Origin of the sequence: Bremerella cremea (assembly GCF_039541315.1) — a bacterium.
Taxonomy (GTDB): Bacteria; Planctomycetota; Planctomycetia; order Pirellulales; family Pirellulaceae; genus Bremerella; species Bremerella cremea.
Genome location: NZ_BAABFZ010000002.1, coordinates 242,058 through 261,644 on the forward strand (window position 1 = coordinate 242,058; position 19,587 = coordinate 261,644).

The following is a 19,587-nucleotide window of genomic DNA, read 5'->3' on the forward strand; positions in this document are numbered from 1 at the left end:
TTACGGCGTGACGAAACCGCCCGTCGTGGGAAGCGAGCATCCGGTCGTTTCCGGAATGGTGAGGGGCAGCTTCTTGATGCTGCGAACCGCCAGCCAGGCAAAACACTCAGCTTCCAGCGTGTGTGGGTTCAAGTGACGCTGGTCGATTGTCTTCAGCATCGAATAGCGATCTCGCAACAGTTTCATAATGAGCGGATGCCGAGCTCCACCTCCGGTCACCCAAAGCACGCCCAAGGGGCCGGGCAGTTTGTCGATCGTCTGCTCAATCGATCGAACAATAATCGAGCAAAGCGTTGCCGCGCCATCTTCGACGCTTAAGCCTGAGACGTCGATATGATCGAACTCGTAGCGATCGGCCGATTTGGGAAGGCGTTTACGAAAGTAATCTGACTGAAGCCATTCTTCGACCAGGTCTTCATGCACTTTGCCTTGCGAGGCCAGTTTCCCTTCGTTGTCGTGGCTGAGTCCTGCCATCTCTTGGACCCATTCGTCCAGCAGGCCCACGCCAGGACCGGCATCGCCTGCCAGGATCGAACGATCGGGACCGAGCCATGTAAGATGGGTCAGGCCCCCAAGATTCAATACGGCAATAGGCCGGAACGAATCGTAAAATAGCGCTTGATGAAAGAACGATGACAACGGTAAACCACGCCCACCACGGGCCATATCGCGTCGGCGAAAGTCGGAGACCACTTGCTTGCCGGTACGTTCGGCCAACAGCCAAGGATTGCCCAGTTGCATCGTCACGCCGTCCTGCGGCAGATGGCGAACCGTGTGGCCGTGAAAGCCAATCAACGTAGCTGTACTGGCCACTTCACCCAGCTGCCGTTGCAAGGCAAAGACAGCTTCCACATGGTGAAGCGTCACTTCGCGTTCCAGAAGTAGGAGTTCATCCAGCGAGATATTGTGCTGCGACGCTTCTAGAAGCTGGGCCCGGAGGTCTTCGTTGTACGGCAAACGAATTCCGCCATGATGGCGAATGGAAGACTCTCCGTCGGTCGTCAGCAGGGCCGCGTCGACCCCTTTGGCCGATCCGCCGCTCATCAATCCTATGACGGTGCGAAGTTCTGGAACACTCACGGAAGAGGCACTTTCTGGAGGAATCAAATTGCCCGAGGCACTGTGGCAATTCCCCGCACGGGCCGCCGACTCTGATGATGTTCCAGCTTACTGCCCTGCCAGGCGCACGAAAGCCCCCTCGCTATGACGTCGGTGCAAAAATGAAAAAAACTATCGTATATGCGCAAATTTGAACGATGTCGAAGGTAAGATAAAGGGTCTGATTCTACGTGTTAACCCTTAGTCGTCTCGTATGCCGATCACCGTAACCCAACCCGAAGCCACGTTGCCGATGGAATCGATCGCCGTGCTGGTGGAAACCGAAACCAGTTGGGGGCGTGAAGTCATCCGCGGCATCGCTAAATATGCCCAGAAGCATGCGTCGTGGCATTTGCTGATTGATCCACGCGACAACGAGCAACGGCCCGCGCTACCGGACGGGTGGCAAGGAAAAGGGGTGATTGCCCGGTTATCGTCGCGGCAGCAAGTCGAACAAATTCGACGTCGTCGATTGCCAGCGGTTGATGTCGACGACGTGTACGAATCGATCACGGGAATTGGTCGGGTGAACACCGATGAAGATGCCCGGGCCGAATTCGCGCTCGATCATCTATTGGCTCGTGGATTCACGCAGTTCGCTTACTTCGCGCCGCCAAGTCATCGTTATTCAACACGCCGAGGGGAAGCCTTTCAGCAGGCGGTGCTTGAGCGGGGCTACCGATGCGATAACTACCGTCCTGGGTACCGGGCAGGACGCAAGATGTCGTGGGGGGAACAGCAGCGCCGGGTGACGCGTTGGCTGAACTCGCTTCCCCGGCCGATCGCCATCTTCGCGGTCGATGCCTATCATGCCCGGCAATTGGCTGAGGTGTGCCATTTTTCTTCGATTCGAGTGCCCGATGAGTTTGCGATTCTAGCCGGTGATTCGGACGAGCTGCTTTGCGAAGTGTCGTATCCCCCGCTCTCTTCCGTTTCGGTGGCGAGTGAAAAGATTGGCTACGAGGCAGCTGCCATGCTGCACGCCATGTTAGAAGGAGAGGCGGCGCCACAGCAGCCGATTATGATCCCACCGCAAGGTGTCATCAGTCGGCAATCTACCGACTTTCTGGCGATCGACGACGCGATGATCGTTCGTGCCCTGCGTTTTATCCAGGCCAACACTGCCCAGGGAATCGGGGTCGAGGACATCCTACGGGAAGTCCCCCTCTCGAGACGGAGCCTGGAAATCCAATTTCGGAACACGCTTGGCCGGACTCCGGCCGAGGAGATACGTCGCGTTCAATTAGAGCGTGCAAAGGAACTGCTGCTCGATCAGGAACTTTCGATTGCGGAAGTCGCCGCTCGGGCCGGTTTCAGCAATGCGACCCGATTCGGGATTGCCTTCCGGAAGAAGTTTGGCGAGACGCCGCGCGACTTCCGGAAAACACTACGTGCCGAGTAGTTCTTCTCTGCGGGACACTTTCTAACACGACCACTTAACCTGGTTGCCCGTTTTCTACGCGTTGGTTGTAAGGGGATGGCTTTCTGCCGGAAGTATTCCCCTACTCTCCCCCCACGGTTGATCCGAACCACCACGCCTACCAGCTTAGGAAACCGGTTATGTCTTCTGACCATCAACAAGATCTCCGCCAGGCGATCCAATTCGTCCGGCAAAATCTAAAGGATTGCCAACTCGAAGCGCCTGTGGCGGCCTACTACGACGACTGGGAAAGTCGCATTGAAGGCGAAGTGGAACGTTGTCCATGGCTACGGGAACCCAAAGATAACGAACCACCCTCGGGATCTGGCCAGCATTGGCGATATCGGGCGTTTCTCGAACATGAGCTTGGGCGACACATTGAAGCTGGTCGCCTGTCCGAAGAGTCGGTCGCCAGCTTGCGCGCCGAAAACCGTCGAATCGGTATGCTTCTGAACGAACAAATGGAATCGCCAGTGACCGCCGAGGCGGCCGCCCCAATCGCGGCAGAGCCATCGCCGGGCAATTTGCTGGATACGATCCTTGACCCCCGTAGCCTCCAATATCTGATGATGTTGGGGGCGAGTGTGTTGATGGTGGGGCTGGTAATCTGGCTGGCAACGCAAGGCTTCTTCGATAATCCACTGACCGTGGCGATCTGCGGCGGTGTTGTCAATCTGGCAATTTTGGCGACTGGAGCGTGGTTCCTGAAAGGAACGAAGTTGGAACTGGCGGGGCGCGGGCTTTGCCTCTTGGCCTGTTTAATGATGCCGCTGCATCTATGGTTCTACGACTACCAGGGGTTGATCGTGCTGAATGAAGGAGGCCACCTGTGGGTTCCGGCGCTGGTGATCGTTGGACTCTATGGTCTCTGCGCACTACTGATTCGCGATCGAATGTTCGTGTATGCCTTGATTGGCGGCGTGACGTTGACTGGGCTTATGATTCTCGGCGATCAGAGCGTCGGGAAATTCTGGCAAGGTGCCGCGACTTCCACGCTACTGATTGTGATCGGGGCGTTGGCGATCCATGCTGAACGTGCCTTCCCGAAGGGAGAAGGCCCCTTCACCCGCGAAGAGTTTGGTCAGGCCTTCTTTCGTGCTGGGCATGTCGTCTTGATGGGCGGTCTGCTGGTGATGCTGAGCTGGAATCTTTGTGCTTGGACCTACGATGGATTGCTGAGCGACATATATTTTGAAACCTGGCGTCAACCTTTACCTTTCGAATTGCCAACGCTCGCAAATAGCACGCAGTTGAAACTGCTGGCCGTCGGTTTGATGCTGGTAGCGACCTACCTTTATGGTTACTCCTACGCCCTGGTCCAGCGTAACCTGGCATGGATCGCCGGAGCATTCGTCACGCTGTTGTGGGCCGAGGCGATTGCGGTCAGCTTCTTGCCGGTTTCGATTAGCGAAGAGCTTGTCGTAGCAATGTTCGGACTGACTGGTTTCATCGCATTGTTGGCTGGCAAGTTCGCCGAGTTCTCTGATACGTCGAACCAGGAGCAAGCCTCTCAAAGCAATCCGATCAACCAGGTTGGCCACTTTGTGATTGGCGTCGCAGGCGTGGCAGGGATCTTGCTTTCCTTGAATCGCATGGCGGGCGATGGACTGATGGCCTCGACAATGGCAGTCAGCCTGGGACTATTAGCTGTGACCTTGGTCGCTCGTTTGACAACCTCGAATCGTCCAATGCGGCAATGGTATGCTGTGCTGGGGATCGCTCAAGCTGCCAGCGCCGTGGTGCTGGTCGCCTTCGGCTTGGATCTGTTGATCTGGCAGAAGCTAGAATTGTTGCTGATGGCGGTCGGTGCAATTTTGCTGATGACGAGCCACATTGGATGGGCTCGGGAACGTGACCAGCGCGAAGATTGGATCACGGTTACGATGATGTTCGGCAGTATGTTTCTGGTCGCCCCGGTGCTCATCGGATTGGTGGGCCAGCGATTGGGCTACTACGACGGCGATAGCGCATGGCGAATGGTTCACGACATCGGGACGCTATCGATTGGGTTATTGCTGCTGGGGAGCGGGATCCTGCTTCGCCTGCGGGCCACTACGATCACCGGTGCCACGGCGATGGTGTTGTACCTGGCAACGTTGGTGGTCTACATCCGACTGCCAGAGCAACTGCAAGGTGTTGCGGTCTATATGATGATCGGCGGCGGCGCTTTCTTTGTGGTGGCGATCGTTCTGAGCATCTTCCGCGACTATTTGTTGTCGTTGCCGAAGCGGTATCACGACCGAAAAGGATTGTTTCGCGTGCTGAACTGGCGATAGATGCTCAGGTTTCTGTCACGAATCGAAACGTTGTACACGGCAGGCTCGAATCAATCGGGCCTGCCTTTTTCGTTAGGTGTGCTCAACCAACGGAACGGCGACAGAAGCGTTCTGGCGATAGGCGAAGTAACGTGATGCCGCAAGCAGACCAACTAACGAGAGGATGACTGCCAGCCAACTGAAGCCGAGAAAGTAGTCCAGAAAGTTCGATCGTTCGACGATAAGATGTCGCGTAAACATCACCACGACAAAGCCAAGGTAGCCGAAAGCATCTGCCAGATACACCAGGAAGCCGAGGTTCCCTTTTTCACGAGTCATCGCAAGCAGGCGTTCAAACACCGTCGTATGAATCGCCACGTAGGGAACATACAGACCAAATCCAATCAGGACCATGAACGAGAAAGGACCGATGGCATCGAACTGCTGAGCGATTAGTGCGATCGCCACCGCGATGAAACCGAGACCACAGATACCCAGCGAACGGAAAAAGGCAAGTCGGTTGTCGCCAATACAAACCGCCAGGCCGTTCACCACCGTCACGCCAATGGCAACCAGCATCTCCGAACGGGTAAATAGTAACGGGTCGACCTCGTAGCCGAGTCCCTGCCAAAGCTCGGGAGCGAAATCGGCGCGAATGCTTCGCATCACAGTCGTCAAAAGGTAAACGCCCACCAGGATCGAGAGCCCGGGTGCGTACCGCAGGAACAAGTTTCTCCGGTCCTGAGCCGTCATCGAGTCGCGTGCTGACCGAGCGCTTACGTCTTGTTCGCTCGGCGCAGGGATCAGCGTCAACATCGCCACGAAGAGGCACAGTGGCAGACAGAAGAACAAGCCGGCTGTCACCGGCATCCAATCTTCTTGAACGCCTTGATCCAATAGCCACGCTCCGACCGACTTGGTTACGCCATCCGAAATTATGAAGCTGGTGCATAGCCCGGCGACCAGGGCCTCGGTCAGGCGGCGTCCTTCCAGAAATCCCAAGACGAGCCCAAAGACCATTCCCAGTGATAGTCCATTCAGGAAGAGGCCTGCGACATTCCATGGTCGTGGCAACAAGCCGAAAAGCGCCAAGGCCATCTCGGCGAAGATTATCAACCCCAACAGGGCCGTTGCTCGCAATCGGGGCGGCATCTCCGAGATCGTCTTGATGCCGATGAACTTCGACAGCGTATAGCCGATCACCTGGGTCGAGACCGCGATCGTCTTATAGTCGATCCCGACGAAAAAGCTGTCGGCGTATTCGGCGACGGTGAATGGCTTGCGAAAGCCATACATGCAAAAGTATGTGCCGAAGGCAGCCACCACGGCCCACACACCCCAGAACAGATCGGACTTGGTTGACGAAGGCTTCGGCGTGGCGTCGAACGAGTTCATCGGGATACGATTCGTTTGGGGGATTAACCAGGTAGGTACGTGTTGAAAGTGAGGTGGACTAAGGACGCTCGCCTTGTGCCATCCGTTGATTGATCTTCTGAATTACAACGGGAAGCTCTTCGAGGGAACCGATCGTGAAATGGCTTCCGACATCCTTGAAGACCCGCATGGTCGAGGCGATTCGTTCCTGCTGCTCTGCGGCCGTCTGTTGCTGAAAGTCTTCGTAGGAGAGACCGGTACTACTGCTGCTGTCGCAGACACCCACGGTCCAGCAACCAGCGTTGTGCCCCGCTTCGATGTCGGCGACCGTATCACCAATCTTCACGACGCAGCGAGCCGGATAGATCGTCAGTTGCTTCATCACTTCATAAATCATCCAAGGAGCAGGTCGACCTTCTGGAACATCATCCGCACAGATGTTGGCATCGGGCACAAAGCCTTGCTCGCGAGCCGCGGCGGCGGTCGCTTCCGCGGCCGCTTTGAAGTAACCGGTCGTACCGCCGATACGAATGTTGTGCTGGCGGAGGTGTTGGACGACTTCATTCAGTCCTGGTACCAATTTCGAGCTCTCTTCAATCGCCTGAAGCTGGTAGGGGATGAACTCTTCGTAGAGTCGCGAAACGTCGTCCTCGGTCCAGGCCTTGCCGTTGGCGGCAAGCCACTGCTGGGCGATGGTTTCGGTTTGCAACATCCGGACAAGGTGCTCGCGTTTGTTGAGACCCATGGGCGCCCGGGCTGCATGATCGGACGCTTCGACACCATGGGCGGCAAACACTTTGCGGAAGGCGGCAGCCGGGGCACACGAACCGAAGTCGATCGTGGTTCCGGCCCAGTCAAAGATGGCGAGTTGAATTTGGTCAGTCGAATCGGTCATAGCAAATCTTTACAGGTGCCACAGGGCATGTCGAAATGGGAAACATTCAGAGGCTTGTCGCGCGGGGAGCCACACCTAGAGGGCGAGGCATCGGCGATAAGTTAGTGCGAACTTTCAGCATCGAGACAAGATCGTCATGACTGGCCGCTCGCGGGTTATTGGAAAGACGATCGGTATTCACACGGCTGGCAAGCAGGTTCAGACTTTCGTCTGACGTGATACCGGCCGCGAATGGTGTGGCGCTGCAGCCGAGCGAATCGACAAACGATTCAATCCGCTGGCAGGCCAGATCGACGCTAGGGACTTCGAGGATCTCTAAGATCAAGTCAAGCTGCTTTTGAACGTAAGCCAAGCCACGTCGATCGGCGCAATCGCGAGCCGAGACACCAAAGTTGAACGCCATCACGCTGCTTAACGTGGTGGCGACAGCCGCACCGTGCGGCAATCCATAGTCGGCGGTGATGCTGTACGAAATCGCATGCGGCAAGGTCGTTTTGCTGATGTTGATGGCCTGACCGGCGAGATTCGAGGCACAGCACATCGCTCGACGCGCTTCCGGGGTTGGGCGATGGGTCGCCTCCGGCAGATATCGCAAGGCAAGCTGCGCAGCCTCTTTGGCGAACTCGATCGATTCAGATGTCGCACCAACCGCCCAGATCGATTCGATTGCCTGACAGAACGTATCGAGCCCTGTCGCGGCAGTCATCGTTGGTGGAAGGCTGTAAGTCAGTTGGGGATCGATCAACGCGAACGCCGGCAAAAGGCAAGGGTCGGCGACCGAGTACTTCTCGCCATCGACATAAACCACAGCGAAGTGCGTGGCCTCGCTACCGGTGCCAGCCGTGGTCGGAATCGCGATCAGGGGCAACGTTCCACGTTGAAGAGGAAGTCCCTTCACGGCGATGTCGCGGGGAGACTCCTCCTGCAAAGCCATTGATCCGATCATCTTCGCCAGATCGATGGCGGTTCCTCCACCCAGAGCCACCACAAGATCAGGTTTTACGGAACGGCACTTCTCGACGCCACGCATGACATCTTCAAGCTTCGGGTTCGGCTCGAAATCCGTAAAAAGCGTCACGGCGTCCGGTGGCAGAAACTGCCGCAGGGCATCGGCCGCTCCGGAAAGGCGATAGGCGATCTCGTCGACCACCAGCAGCAAGTGCCTGGCACGAAGTGTCTCACAAATCTTCGGCAGTTCGGATAACGCTCCTTCGCCAAAGATGGTGCTCGGAGTTATTCCTCGATCGTTCAATCCTGGGGATCCTTCGTTGCGAAACGCCAGATGTAGCATCGTTGACTTTAAGCAGGTGTCAATTCGTCGGCGGTCAGGGTGATATCCCACATCGGCTGATCATCCATCTGGACCCACTCGGCATGCAGCTTGGCGGGCGACTGCGTTGTGTCGACTTCCAGTCGCATCCAGACATGCGGAATCGCTTCCCCACGAACCAGATCAGGGTGAGGCACATTCAAGGCTGGGATGACGCGATCGTGGATTGGTGAAACAATAAACTGGTGCATCGGATAGCCGATCGTTTGTTCGGTCTTGTATTTCAGCAGTCGCGAACAGTGGATATCGCCTCCGATCAGCACGACCCCAGCGAGTTTGTTGTCCGCAATGAACTGATAAACCGCGTCACGCTCGTGCGTATACGTTCCCCAATCATCCGATTCACCGCTCTCTTTGTCATCCCAAATCATGCCACACGTCAACAATTTGAACGGAGCGGTGGAAGCGAGAAGTGACTCTTGCAGCCATTTCCACTGCTCTTTGCCCAGGAGCGTTAGCTGCGAAGGATCGGCAAACGACTTTTCGGTTCGAGCAAACCATCGCGTGTCCAGCAGGAACACATCGACCGGCCCATACTCGAACTTCGTATAGATTCCTGATTGATCGTGACCGAACTCCCGAAGGGCCCGATATTCGACGAATGCTTTGCGAGTATTCTCTTTGCCCTTCAAGCGACCATCGGAGTCATTCCGGCCGAAGTCGTGATCGTCCCACGTTCCCCAGGTTGGCGTATGACGAATCATCGCAGCCAACTCTGGGACCTGCAGAAATTGACGATGCTTACCGCGGGCAACGTCGAGCTTCGTTGTGTCGATGTAAGGTGTGTCGCCAAGCAGGACCAGTGCCCCTGCCCCTTGATCCTCCATTTGCTTCCAAAGCTTCGATGGATTGTTGCTGGCACATGAACCGAATGCCAGGCACACCTTGCCAGGCTTTGTGGGCTCGGGACTGGTAGTGAAGTAGCACTGGTCATCCGAGTACGTCTCGCCATCGGGGCCGGTGATGCTGTATTGATAACGCGTTGCTGGCGATAGGCCTGGGACGTTCCACTTCACGCAAAAGTCTTCATCGGCATTGGCTTCGGCCAGGATCGTTTTAGTGCCAAAGTTCGCAGAGCCTTCCACCTTCAAAACAAAGCTTCCCGCTTTGCCAGGTCGCAGCCAAAGCTGGCTGGACGTTGTGGTCGTGTGACCAACCATCGGTCCGGCGATCTCGGAAGGAGACACTACAGGGGCGGCAAGTGCGGGCTGTGCGAGAAGCGACGCCGCGGACACAGCGAGCATCGAGCGGCGGTCGAGGTGGTGAGACATTCGCGAGTTCCTGTCGAAAAAGGCGGGGCCCATGCCTGGGCATCAGACGGTAGGTCTCGAAGGACGAATGTCGACAGACACTGCAACTGATCCATCAAGCCGCGACGATGCCTGTCAACTGTTTCCTCATTCTGGCTGAAAGTTGCCTAGCAGTCAACAAACGGGATATTAAGTCAATGTGAAGAACAGTTTCTTTTCGCGCAGACCGTGGGCTCTCAGTTCCCTATGCAGTGGGGATTCCGGGGCAGTGACGCAGTTAGAAGCTCGCCACGCAGGTGGCAAGTTGCCGCCTAGGCTTGCGGCGACTGGAAGATGCACAGAACGACCGCCGGTCGCTTATAGGTGTTCAACAGCCGATGCGGCACGCTGGCATCGAAATAGAGACTGTCGCCTGCTTGAAGCTTGTAGAGATCGCCGTCGTACTCGAAGTCGACGTTGCCGTTTTGGACGAGCAAGAACTCTTCGCCCAGGTGAGGCAGAGCTTCTTCGCGCGCCACCCCTGGGGGAATGGTGATTAAAAAGGGATCCATCGAACGCGATTTCCGCCGGTGGGCGAGCGACTCGTAGATCGAGGTATTCGCATCGGACTGGTCACGCTCGACCACTTTTCGCTCGTTTTTCCGAACCATGGTCAGCGATGGCTTCTCGTCCAGTCCTTCGACCAGCTTGGAAGTCGTAACTCCGAGTGCCTTCGCGATTTCCGCCAATGCCGGGAGCGAGGGAGTCACACGAAAGTTCTCGACCTTGGACAGCCAACTCCGGGTCAGACCGGTGCGCGAAGCGACTTCTTCCAGCGTTAGACGCTGGTCAATGCGGAGAGATCGGATTCGTTCTGCCAGTTCGACCAAGTTCATCGCGGTATTATATTCTCCGGGTTTGTAGCCGCAACCTGCCTGATAGGAACAGCTTTTTGCTATTCACGAAATGTTCTTCCACTTCGTAGCCATTCCTTAAAACAGCGGGTCAGCCATCTGTCGATTCAGGTTTTGCCACTATTGAACCCTCGTTTCTTGATGCTTGGCACTCTTCTGCCTGAAGTATCGCCTGTTTCTAAGAATTTTCCGTGTTGCAAGATATTTGCAGGAGCGTATTTGTTGCCTTTAGAGGACTCGGGGGACTATACTTGCATGAAATGGTGTAGATGCGGCTGAACAATGAATTCCAGTCTAGGGCGTTGTGAGGAGTGCGTGAATTTCGCCAACGCCATGGTAACAACGATTGACGACTGGCCCCCCTTGAAGCAAAATTCCACGAGGTTCGGTCAGATTAGCGGCGACCGGTTTGGACAAGTGTTGTGAAGCGAGTTCTCTCAATCCGAAAGTGTGCTGCATGGCTTTGCCTTGCTGTGATCCTGTTTGGGTCCGGCGGAGCACAGCTGCTGCATGCAATTCCTGGGTTGGGGCACCACGATCACCATTGCTGTCATTCCCATAGCTATGCCTCAGAACATGCCCACAAGCATTCTCATTGCGGCCATGGTCACGATCATGGCCATCATAGCCACGCATCTGCCATAGTGCCGCCTGTTGAGTCTGTAGCGGATTTGAGCGGCCAGCAATGGAGCGTTGAGCATCACTGCGTGCTGTGCGAAATCATCGCAGTACTGCACCATGGGACGCTGTTGATCGATTCTCCGGAAACTTCGACAGAGGTTTTCAGCGGACAGTTCTATCTTTGCGAGGCGTCCCAGCAGAATTGGCGTCTTTGGGGCGTGCCGGCCCCCCGCGGACCGCCTACCTCTTAGCCTCTGTAGCAGATGATCCTTCAACTGGGATGAAACATGCGCGCGATGCGTTTCCCGGCCAGGCATCTGATCTTTTCATGTGGATTGAACGGAGAACTCCCTAGCGATCCGTCCCAGCGGGATGCGCCTGTTGCTCGTGGAATTCTAGTTCGATCTCTCTGAAGGTAAGCAAATTCCAGAGAACCTCTTCGCATAGACAGGCGAAGCGGTTGCGCCACCGTTCTTCGTAGATATCGGAGACACCGGAGTCTGCGCTGGTCCGCAAGCTCTGTACGCCAACTCCTTAGGAATTTCTAGGATGAGTAACACTCAAACGTCTGCCAGCCGTTGGGCCTGGCTGACCAGTGACTACACTCCATGGGCGAACAAGTACGTCTATTGGCTGAAGACGCCGATCGGCATTTTGTTGGCCTTGGCTGCTGTGGCACTGGCCATGGGGATCTTCGTAACACCGCAGGGATACGTGCTACTACTGACGATTCTGGCCGTTGTTGGGCTGGGCGTTGTGTGGCCGTGGGTTGGGTTGCGAGGCGTTGCGTGCGAATTGAAGTTCCGCACGCGTCGTTGCCGCGAGGGGGAGAAGGCAGAAGTGATTGTCGAAATCGTCAATCGTTGGCCTATCCCCGTGTGGGGACTAGCGATCGAAAATGGCTTCTTTGTTGAGGACACGGCGAGCGACGCCGCAGTGGCGCTAGCCCGCATTCCTGGTTGGTCGCGATGCGAGTTTATCTGGCGGTTTCAACCACTCCAGCGTGGCGTCTACCCACAGGCTGCTCCGAGGATTGTTACTGAATTCCCCTTTGGACTATGGAAAGCCAAGCGACCCGTGAAGGTCCAGCAGGAGCTGACGGTCTGGCCGAAGACGTATCGCCTGTCGAACTTTCCACTACCACAAGGCAACCATCGCAGCGTAACCTCCCCCAGCGATCAGCGGACCGGCCAGGAAGGAGAACGCACCGGCGTTCGACCGTTTCAGCAGGGAGATTCACTCCGCACCATTCACTGGTCGCTGACTGCCCGACATGGTCGGTTCATCGTATCGGAGCGACAAGGTTCCGCTCAAACTCGGGCACGCATCTATGTCGATCTTGATCGCAGTTCGCATCAAGGATTCGGGCCCGATAGCACCTTCGAGTGGGCGATCCGCATTGCGGCGAGTATTGCGACCGAACTCGTTCAACAGCACAACGTCGTCGTGCTGGATTTTGGAACACACGAAGAGCAGATGACCGGCGCCCAGGCCAGCATGCATCGGACCATGGATCGCTTGGCTCGTCTCAAGCCAACCCAAGAGCCAGCAACCATGCGAAGGGCTGGCAATGGGTGCGACTGGTCGATTTCCATTTCTACCGACCTCAGCCAATCCGAGAAGCCAACTAAACGGACAATCGTGCTTCGAAGCGATGGTTTTCGTGCGGCGAAAGACGCTTGTGAGAGGCAGGCGGTATTGGCTCCTGTGAAGCCTTGGATTTGTGTTGAAGACCATGACAACGCGCCTCGCCAGTTGCTTTCGCAGTGGGCCATGAAAGGACGGGAGGCTTGGTGTGGTAGCTGATAAATTCACCCAAAGAATTCATCTCGCGATGGTGCTGACTGCTGCCTTGGGCATGCAGTTGGCAATTAGCCATGGTGAACTTGGGTTCTGGGGGCAGTGGTTGGAAGTCGCGATTGTCGCTGCGGCTGCTTGGCTGTGTGGCCGTTACCTATCGCCAACTGAGCCGCTACGTGACACACGGGTGATGGGGTTACTGGTTGCCGTGGTCGCCGGTCACTTCGTGCTGGAACAAGTTCTCTACCAGGTGTTTCCTCGATCAGGACAACTGTTCGAGGGTCAGGTTTCCCTCGCGCTGCGCAACCTCATGATTGCGTCTCTGCCGTTTCGATCGGAGAGGCGGATTGCCAATTTGGCTACTCTGACGAGCCTGGCCCTAATGGCGTTTAGCGTCTTCATGAGTGTTTGCTGGTCAGTGACGATCTGTGGAATTGTTTACGCCGTGCTCGGCGTGGGTTGGCTCGTGACCTCGTACTGGGATCGTATCTCTGGAAGGTTTCCGGAGGGAACGAAGTCGGAAATTCCTCGTGGCGCCGTCGGGCTCGCTTTCTGTCTGGCCGTTTTGCTGGCGGCAGGTGCAATTGGTATCGCCGGTACGAACCACGCGACACGGGCCCTGGCTGGATTCATGCCCAGTTCCGGAGGGAACCGAGTTTCTGACGTGCGATCTCAAGGTGGTGTTGGCGACGGGGATGACTTAGTTCAAGGTACCAAAGATGCCATGAGCTTCGGTCCGACCGAAAGCGAAGTCTTTCTCGAATCGAAGATGCCGAGCTTATTTGACGTGTTCGATGACACCTACGACGCTCCGGTGATCAAGCAGAAAACACTCCAAAAGGCAGTCAGCCTTCCCCCATCGAAGTTGGAGCATCGCCACTCGCGCGTTGCGACGACCAAATCGAAGGGAAACGATTTTAGCCTGCTGCGCAAGAATGAGGCTCGGCGGCAGAAGTCCCTCGATGACAAGAAGTCGCCGGCACTGTTCTATGTGAAAGGACGCGTGCCACTGCATTTGCGGACGACGATCTATGATCAATTCGATGGCGTTAACCTACAAGCAGCCGATAGTCACGATGAGCCTCCTATCAAGTTGATCAAGGAGGATGGAGTGCCATGGTACAATGTCTCGTGCCCCTTGTCGGACGAACACCTCCATTCGACCGAAGAGCATCTGCTGAAGTTCATCAATCTAAAGACAGATCGCATTCCGTCCCCTCCGCGTCTGGCACGCTTTCAGATCAAAGATGTCGATCGAGAGGATATGTTTGGCCTGGCCGTCGATGGGCATCCTCGGATAACCGTGGACTTCATTCCGCAGCTTACGGTCATGCGGGTACAGTCGTTCCTTGTTAGTACGCCAACCCTGCTCGGCGACTACGCGACCAGCAAACTTCAGACAAGCATCTCGCTTCCAGATCAGGAGACTTCGGTTCCACGAATTCGTGAGCTTGCGCACCAGATAACCGCCGGGCTGGAGCCTGGATGGCAGCAGATCTCTGCGGTGCGAGATCATCTTCGAAGCGACTACACACATGCATCCGATAGCCAACTGAGTGAAGATGTCGAGTTCCCCGTCGAGACGTTTCTTTTCGATACGAAGCAGGGGCCTGACTATCTCTTTGCTACGGCCGCTTCTCTTCTTCTACGTGAATTGGGGTACACGTCGCGCGTGGTGAGTGGATTCTATGCGGATCCACAGTACTTTGATGCTGGAACCTGGCAAACTCCGGTCGGGAAGGAAGACGTTCACTTCTGGGTGGAAGTCTCCTGGGATGGAAAAGTATGGCATCCCCTTGAACCCACCCCTGGATACGAACTGTTAGCACCGAGGCTCACTCCTTGGCAGCGACTTCAGGCTGCCTGCACGGCTGTATTCAAGTGGTGCGTCAGCAATTGGATAGCACTGACCGTTGCCGCCAGCCTCGTTGTCATTGTCTATCTGGCGTTCGCAAGTCTGGCGGATGTCGTTCTTCGCCTGGCCAATCGGTATGCCCGGTTTGGTAGTGATCGAAATCGAATCCTCTGGACGGCGCGTTTATTACAGTGGCGAGCGAGGATTCAGGGACACCGTCGTCCGCCAGGAAAGCCCTTTGCCCGTTGGATTCAAGAGTGCTGCCAACCGATCTCGCAGGATTTTGTCGCTGCCACGAATTGGGCGCTCTATTCACCGACGTTACGTTGTCCATTTTCCCATTACGAAATCGATCGTGTTTGCAACGAAGCATTCACCACGTTTGTTCACTCGCCTCCCCCGAAAAGTCCAGCATCCGCTTCCAAGGAGCTATCGTGAAAACTGTGTCCGAAAATGATTTGCAAGTTCTCGTACCTGAAGGAGAGTGCGAATTTCAGCCGATGATCGACGGCATTCGCCAGGCGTTAAATCAGACCCTGAAGGGAAAGCAAGACGTCGTGGAGAAAGTGATTGCCTGCGTATTGGCTCGGGGGCACATCCTGCTGGAAGACCTGCCGGGGTTGGGAAAGACCACCCTGGCCAAGGCACTCTCGACGGCCATCGGAGGTGACTTTGCTCGTGTGCAGTGCACGCCAGACTTGATGCCCAGCGACGTGACTGGATTCAACATGTTCAACCAGAAGTCGCGCGAGTTCGAGTTCGTCCCAGGGCCGGTCTTTTCCGACGTACTGCTCGCCGACGAAATTAATCGCGCCACGCCGCGTACGCAATCTTCGCTGTTTGAAGCGATGGCGGAGCGGCAGGTGACCATCGACAAGCATTGTCACCGCCTGTCGGAATCGTTCTTCGTGATCGCCACCCAAAACCCGGTCGACAGTCATGGGGCCTATCCCTTGCCAGAGGCCCAGCTCGACCGTTTCGCGATGCGGCTGAGCATTGGCTACCCCGCTAAAGAGAACGAAATTGAGATGTTGGCCTCCAACATCCATCGTGGCGATCGAGAGCGGGCAGATGTGGAGGCCGTACTTACACCCAGGCAATTGCACAAACTTCAAAACCATGTTTCCCAGGTGCATATCGAAACGAACTTACTTCGGTACATGGTTGAACTAGCCGAGTTCACCCGCAACCGTAGCGAAGTGACGCTGGGCGTCAGTCCCCGTGGATTATTGACGTTGCAGCGAGTGGCCCAGGCTTGGGCTCACCTGAATGGCCGCGACTTCGTCACCCCGGACGACATTCAAGAGATGGCGCACCCCGTGCTGAGTGTCCGCTTGTCGGGTGAATTCGATGATTCCGCGGAACTCATTGAAGAGATGTTGCGTACCGTTCCTGTTCCGGTGACGCGGGGTTGATTCATGTCATTCGGTGATTTCTGGCAGACATTCTCGGTCGAACAGTCGGTAGTCACGCTGCTGATAACGACGGTCCGAATTCTTGTGGAGTCGTCCGCCACGATTCTCATCGGAATCCTTGGCGCGGCGGCTATTCGCGTCAGCGGTGGCTACAACGTCGTTCAGAAATGGCTAGGACCGGCAGGCAGCCTGGAGCGAACGTTTCGTCTGCTGGCAGCGTGTCTATGTGTGCCGGTGTGTGCGCTCGGAGTTATTCCAATCGCGAAAGAACTTTCTGATGGGGGAATGCCACGCCGCGACTTGGCTGTGTTGTGGCTGGTTGCACCACTGCTCAACCCCTTGTCGATCCTCTACGCGATCAGCGTATTGCCAATCTGGCAATGCGGTGTATTTCTGCTCGTTGCTTGCGTATACGCCGTCGTCGTCGCCGAGGTTGCCGGGCGGTTCTCCGAAGAGCCCCAAAACAGTCAACCAAGTTCTCTTCCCGAGGTAACCAACGGCACAACCAGACTCTGGAACGTTGCCATCGCGGCTGGGCAAATCGTGACCGGGTGGTCGATCGCCTACATCTTGCTCGGAATGATTATCTCGGGCCTGGTTGTCGGCCTGATTCCATCGGGAGCGTTTGAGAAGATCTTTTCGTATCAGAATACGACTGGCCCTTTGGAAACGATAACGTTGACCGGGCCGCAGATGGTGACACCCATCACGTTCACCATGGCGGTGTCTGCCATTCATTCCACACATCTCGCATTTGCGTGTGCCATCGTTCTGCAATTACTTGGTGTTGCGTGGTGTGGGGGCACCGTGCTGGCGATGCGTTCCGTTTGGGGAATCCAGCGTACGCTGGCACTGCTCTTAGTGACACTCGTTTTGGCGACGACCGTCAGCTATGGATCTTACTCCGTGTTCCCACCGGCCCCTGGTGAAGAAGAAGAAACACATGGCCTCGATACACTGGCCCGCCCCTACCATGCGACCTTCGACCAGTTCTCTTTAGCGTTAAGTCAACAACTGAACCATACCGACCTGATCATGCAGGCCGGCACGACGCTACTAGGAATTCTGGCGTTGTGGGGCATCGTAGTTCGGTCCCGGAGGCTTCGCTTTCGTGAGGATCCCATCCCGCAGGCCGTGGCAAAACCGTCCACTGGTCGCTGGAATGTCGAGTTGACGCCGGGACAAGTTGGCATGTCGCTTATTGGCGTGGCCGGGTTCGGAATGATCATGCTGATGTATTCCATCTTTCCTGGCGTGGAGGAATCGTTCGAGCAAATGAAAAAGGTATCTGCCGACGCAGTGATCGCGGTGAAAACCAACAAGACGCATGTTGCCCAACAGAAACTTGCCGAGTGGGATACGGTTGCGGCACGGATGCCGGTTGGGTGGGTTCTGAGGATGGGCGTTCCCAATTCCCAACAGGCGTCAGAAATCCGAGCCCTTCGAGAGTTGCTTTGGAAAACGCAAAAACAGTTCGCTCAGGCCGAATTGACAGATGCTGAGGTGAAAGTACGAGGAGCCGAATTGATCGATCAATTTCAATCGTGCCGAGTCGTCTGCTTAGGAGGCAAGACATGAGTAATGTTCCCGAGCAAGACGCACACGCTTTACCTTCCCCTGAGGTTCGTGCCTGGATCGGTCAGCTTTTGTGGATGGTTGGCATCAGTGCCGCATTGACCTTTGGCTATGCATTCTACAGTGAGTCGGCCCTGTTTCGCGGTCTGGGGATTCAACTGCTGTTGACGGTCGTTCTGTTGTGGGCGACTCGTCGGTTGATCGACATTCAAGCATCAGCCTCGCCGGGCCAAACCAAATCGATCGAAGCCTGGTCGCTGCATACGATATTCACGGCTGGGCCTTTGTTCGTGCTATTGATTGGCGTGATCATGTCGCTGCTGGTCGGTCGAGTCGAAGTCGCTCGTCCACTCTCCCCGCAAGAGATTGCGACCTCGGCGATTCTCGCTGTGCTGATGGCAAGCCTGTGGACTGCGTTGGGGAAGATGACTCAGGGGATTTCCGAACAGCCATCCAGCGATCTAGCAACCATTCGACTAGCACTCCACGAAGCTCGCGTAGGGTGGTTCCTCGCTGCGGCAGCTCAGTTGGCATCGACCGTGCTGGCGAGTATCCCCCAGTGGCTTGCCGTCATTATTCATGTCTATCTGGCCATCGTAATTGGCGAGAGCGTACTGCGATTGTTGATTGCCTGGTTCCAGTTGGAACGCCTTAGCGGTGCTGATCGCGGAGAGTTGCCGGATCCCCTCGACTCGCTCTTTCGTGAAGTCTTGCTCTCATCACTAAATCCTCTCGACACGCTGTTTCAGATTGCCGAGCGGCGTTTTGGATTGAGTCTTCGCTCGTCCTGGTCGATCCGATTCTTCCGCCGCGCAACGCCGGTAGCTTTGCTCGTATCTATACTCGTATTCTGGTTGTCGACTTCGCTTGTGATCGTACAGCCTGATCAGTTGGCACTCTCGGAAGTATTGGGACAGGTCCAATCGGAACCGCTCCAGCCTGGATTGCACACCAAGTATCCTTGGCCATTTGGGAGTGTGCGACGTGTATCGGTAGGCGAGATCCGTACACTTCAAATTGGGTTCTCGCAGCCGGTGGATGAAAAGGCCGTCGTCGCTGTCGAGCCGCGGTCGATGCTCTGGACCGAACCTCACGCCAATGAGTTCGCCCTGGTGTTGGGGACCCAAGCGGAACTGGTTGCCGTCAACGCCCAGATCTATTACCAGGTTGGTAACACCGTCGATCAACTGAAGAACTATCTCGTTCGACACACGGACCCTGCCAAGGCGCTCGAGGCGGTCGCCTACCAAGTACTTCGTGAAGAAACGGAGAATGCGACTCTCGACCAGGTGCTGACCGAAGATCGCCAGGCATTTGCTCAGCGAATTGCGAACAAGGTGACGGCGAAGTCTCGGGACATGCAACTGGGGATCGAGATTGTGGATGTCAGCTTGCTAAGTTTGCATCCGCCTGTCGAGGCGGCCGATGCCTACTTGGATGTCAGCAATGCCGAGAGCGATGCCGCCCGGCGAGGCATTCAAGCACGCGGCGACGCTCAAGCCAAGCTCCTGGGGGCAGAAAAGGAATCCGCAGCCCTGGTCGCGTCCGCGAAACAGGCTGCCGCCAAACGGGTCGGGCTGGCAGGCCAAGAAGCATCTCACTTTGCCGAGGCCAGCAAGGCGTATCACGCGGCGCCCGAAACCTATCGAACGCGGCTTTGGTTCGACACCTACGAAAAAACCCTGCCTGGCCGGCAGGTCTACGTCATCGACTCCCAGCTTCAGGATGTTCTCGTAACCGACTCGAACAGCCAGTTAAGTCCAACCATTATTCCACCACTCAAATCATCGTCCCCATAACTCGCCG

The 19,587-nt window shown here is 56.1% G+C and carries 13 protein-coding genes; 7 read left to right on the forward strand and 6 right to left on the reverse strand.

Annotated features, from left to right (window positions below):
- Positions 1-1,080, reverse strand: a complete 1,080-nt coding sequence (locus tag ABD890_RS01675; RefSeq protein ID WP_345085015.1) for an anhydro-N-acetylmuramic acid kinase — start codon at positions 1,078-1,080, stop codon at positions 1-3.
- Between the two features lie 232 nt (positions 1,081-1,312).
- On the opposite strand from ABD890_RS01675, the gene ABD890_RS01680 reads away from it, so the two are divergent.
- Positions 1,313-2,500, forward strand: coding sequence for an AraC family transcriptional regulator (locus ABD890_RS01680; protein WP_345085018.1), 1,188 nt, complete (start codon positions 1,313-1,315; stop codon positions 2,498-2,500).
- Positions 2,501-2,658: 158 nt separating this feature from the next.
- Entirely contained in the window at positions 2,659-4,794 is a 2,136-nt protein-coding gene (locus ABD890_RS01685) for a hypothetical protein (RefSeq protein ID WP_345085021.1), read from the forward strand.
- A gap of 72 nt (positions 4,795-4,866) precedes the next feature.
- Here ABD890_RS01685 and ABD890_RS01690 read toward each other — a convergent pair whose 3' ends face one another.
- The 5 genes from ABD890_RS01690 to ABD890_RS01710 all read right to left on the reverse strand — a co-directional run bounded on the left by ABD890_RS01690 (position 4,867) and on the right by ABD890_RS01710 (position 10,497).
- Positions 4,867-6,168, reverse strand: coding sequence for a DUF5690 family protein (locus tag ABD890_RS01690; RefSeq protein ID WP_345085023.1), 1,302 nt, complete (start codon positions 6,166-6,168; stop codon positions 4,867-4,869).
- 58 nt (positions 6,169-6,226) lie between these two features.
- Complete coding sequence (gene phnX, locus ABD890_RS01695) at positions 6,227-7,042, reverse strand: phosphonoacetaldehyde hydrolase (protein ID WP_345085026.1); 816 nt, start codon at positions 7,040-7,042, stop codon at positions 6,227-6,229.
- Positions 7,043-7,088: 46 nt separating this feature from the next.
- The gene (locus tag ABD890_RS01700) at positions 7,089-8,294 is read right to left on the reverse strand and encodes a phosphonoacetaldehyde reductase (protein WP_345085029.1); all 1,206 of its coding nucleotides are present in this window, start codon (positions 8,292-8,294) and stop codon (positions 7,089-7,091) included.
- Between the two features lie 47 nt (positions 8,295-8,341).
- Positions 8,342-9,643 (reverse strand): alkaline phosphatase D family protein, encoded by a 1,302-nt coding sequence (locus tag ABD890_RS01705; RefSeq protein WP_345085032.1) that lies wholly within the window; start codon positions 9,641-9,643, stop codon positions 8,342-8,344.
- Between the two features lie 290 nt (positions 9,644-9,933).
- Complete coding sequence (locus ABD890_RS01710; RefSeq protein ID WP_345085037.1) at positions 9,934-10,497, reverse strand: helix-turn-helix domain-containing protein; 564 nt, start codon at positions 10,495-10,497, stop codon at positions 9,934-9,936.
- 1,188 nt (positions 10,498-11,685) lie between these two features.
- Between ABD890_RS01710 and ABD890_RS01715 the strand changes: the two genes are divergently transcribed.
- The 5 genes from ABD890_RS01715 (at position 11,686) to hflK (ending at position 19,580) form a co-directional block, all read left to right on the forward strand.
- Complete coding sequence (locus ABD890_RS01715; RefSeq protein ID WP_345085040.1) at positions 11,686-12,942, forward strand: DUF58 domain-containing protein; 1,257 nt, start codon at positions 11,686-11,688, stop codon at positions 12,940-12,942.
- 28 nt (positions 12,943-12,970) lie between these two features.
- Positions 12,971-15,229: a transglutaminase-like domain-containing protein gene (locus ABD890_RS01720; protein ID WP_345085043.1), complete on the forward strand. Its 2,259-nt coding sequence runs from the start codon at positions 12,971-12,973 to the stop codon at positions 15,227-15,229.
- A gap of 62 nt (positions 15,230-15,291) precedes the next feature.
- Entirely contained in the window at positions 15,292-16,206 is a 915-nt protein-coding gene (locus tag ABD890_RS01725; protein ID WP_373356957.1) for an AAA family ATPase, read from the forward strand.
- 3 nt (positions 16,207-16,209) lie between these two features.
- On the forward strand, positions 16,210-17,784 hold the full coding sequence (locus ABD890_RS01730) for a permease (RefSeq protein WP_345085048.1): 1,575 nt from the start codon (positions 16,210-16,212) through the stop codon (positions 17,782-17,784).
- On the forward strand, positions 17,781-19,580 hold the full coding sequence (hflK, locus tag ABD890_RS01735) for a protease modulator HflK (RefSeq protein ID WP_345085051.1): 1,800 nt from the start codon (positions 17,781-17,783) through the stop codon (positions 19,578-19,580). Before ABD890_RS01730 ends, hflK begins: the two co-directional genes overlap by 4 nt.
- Positions 19,581-19,587 lie beyond the last annotated feature (7 nt).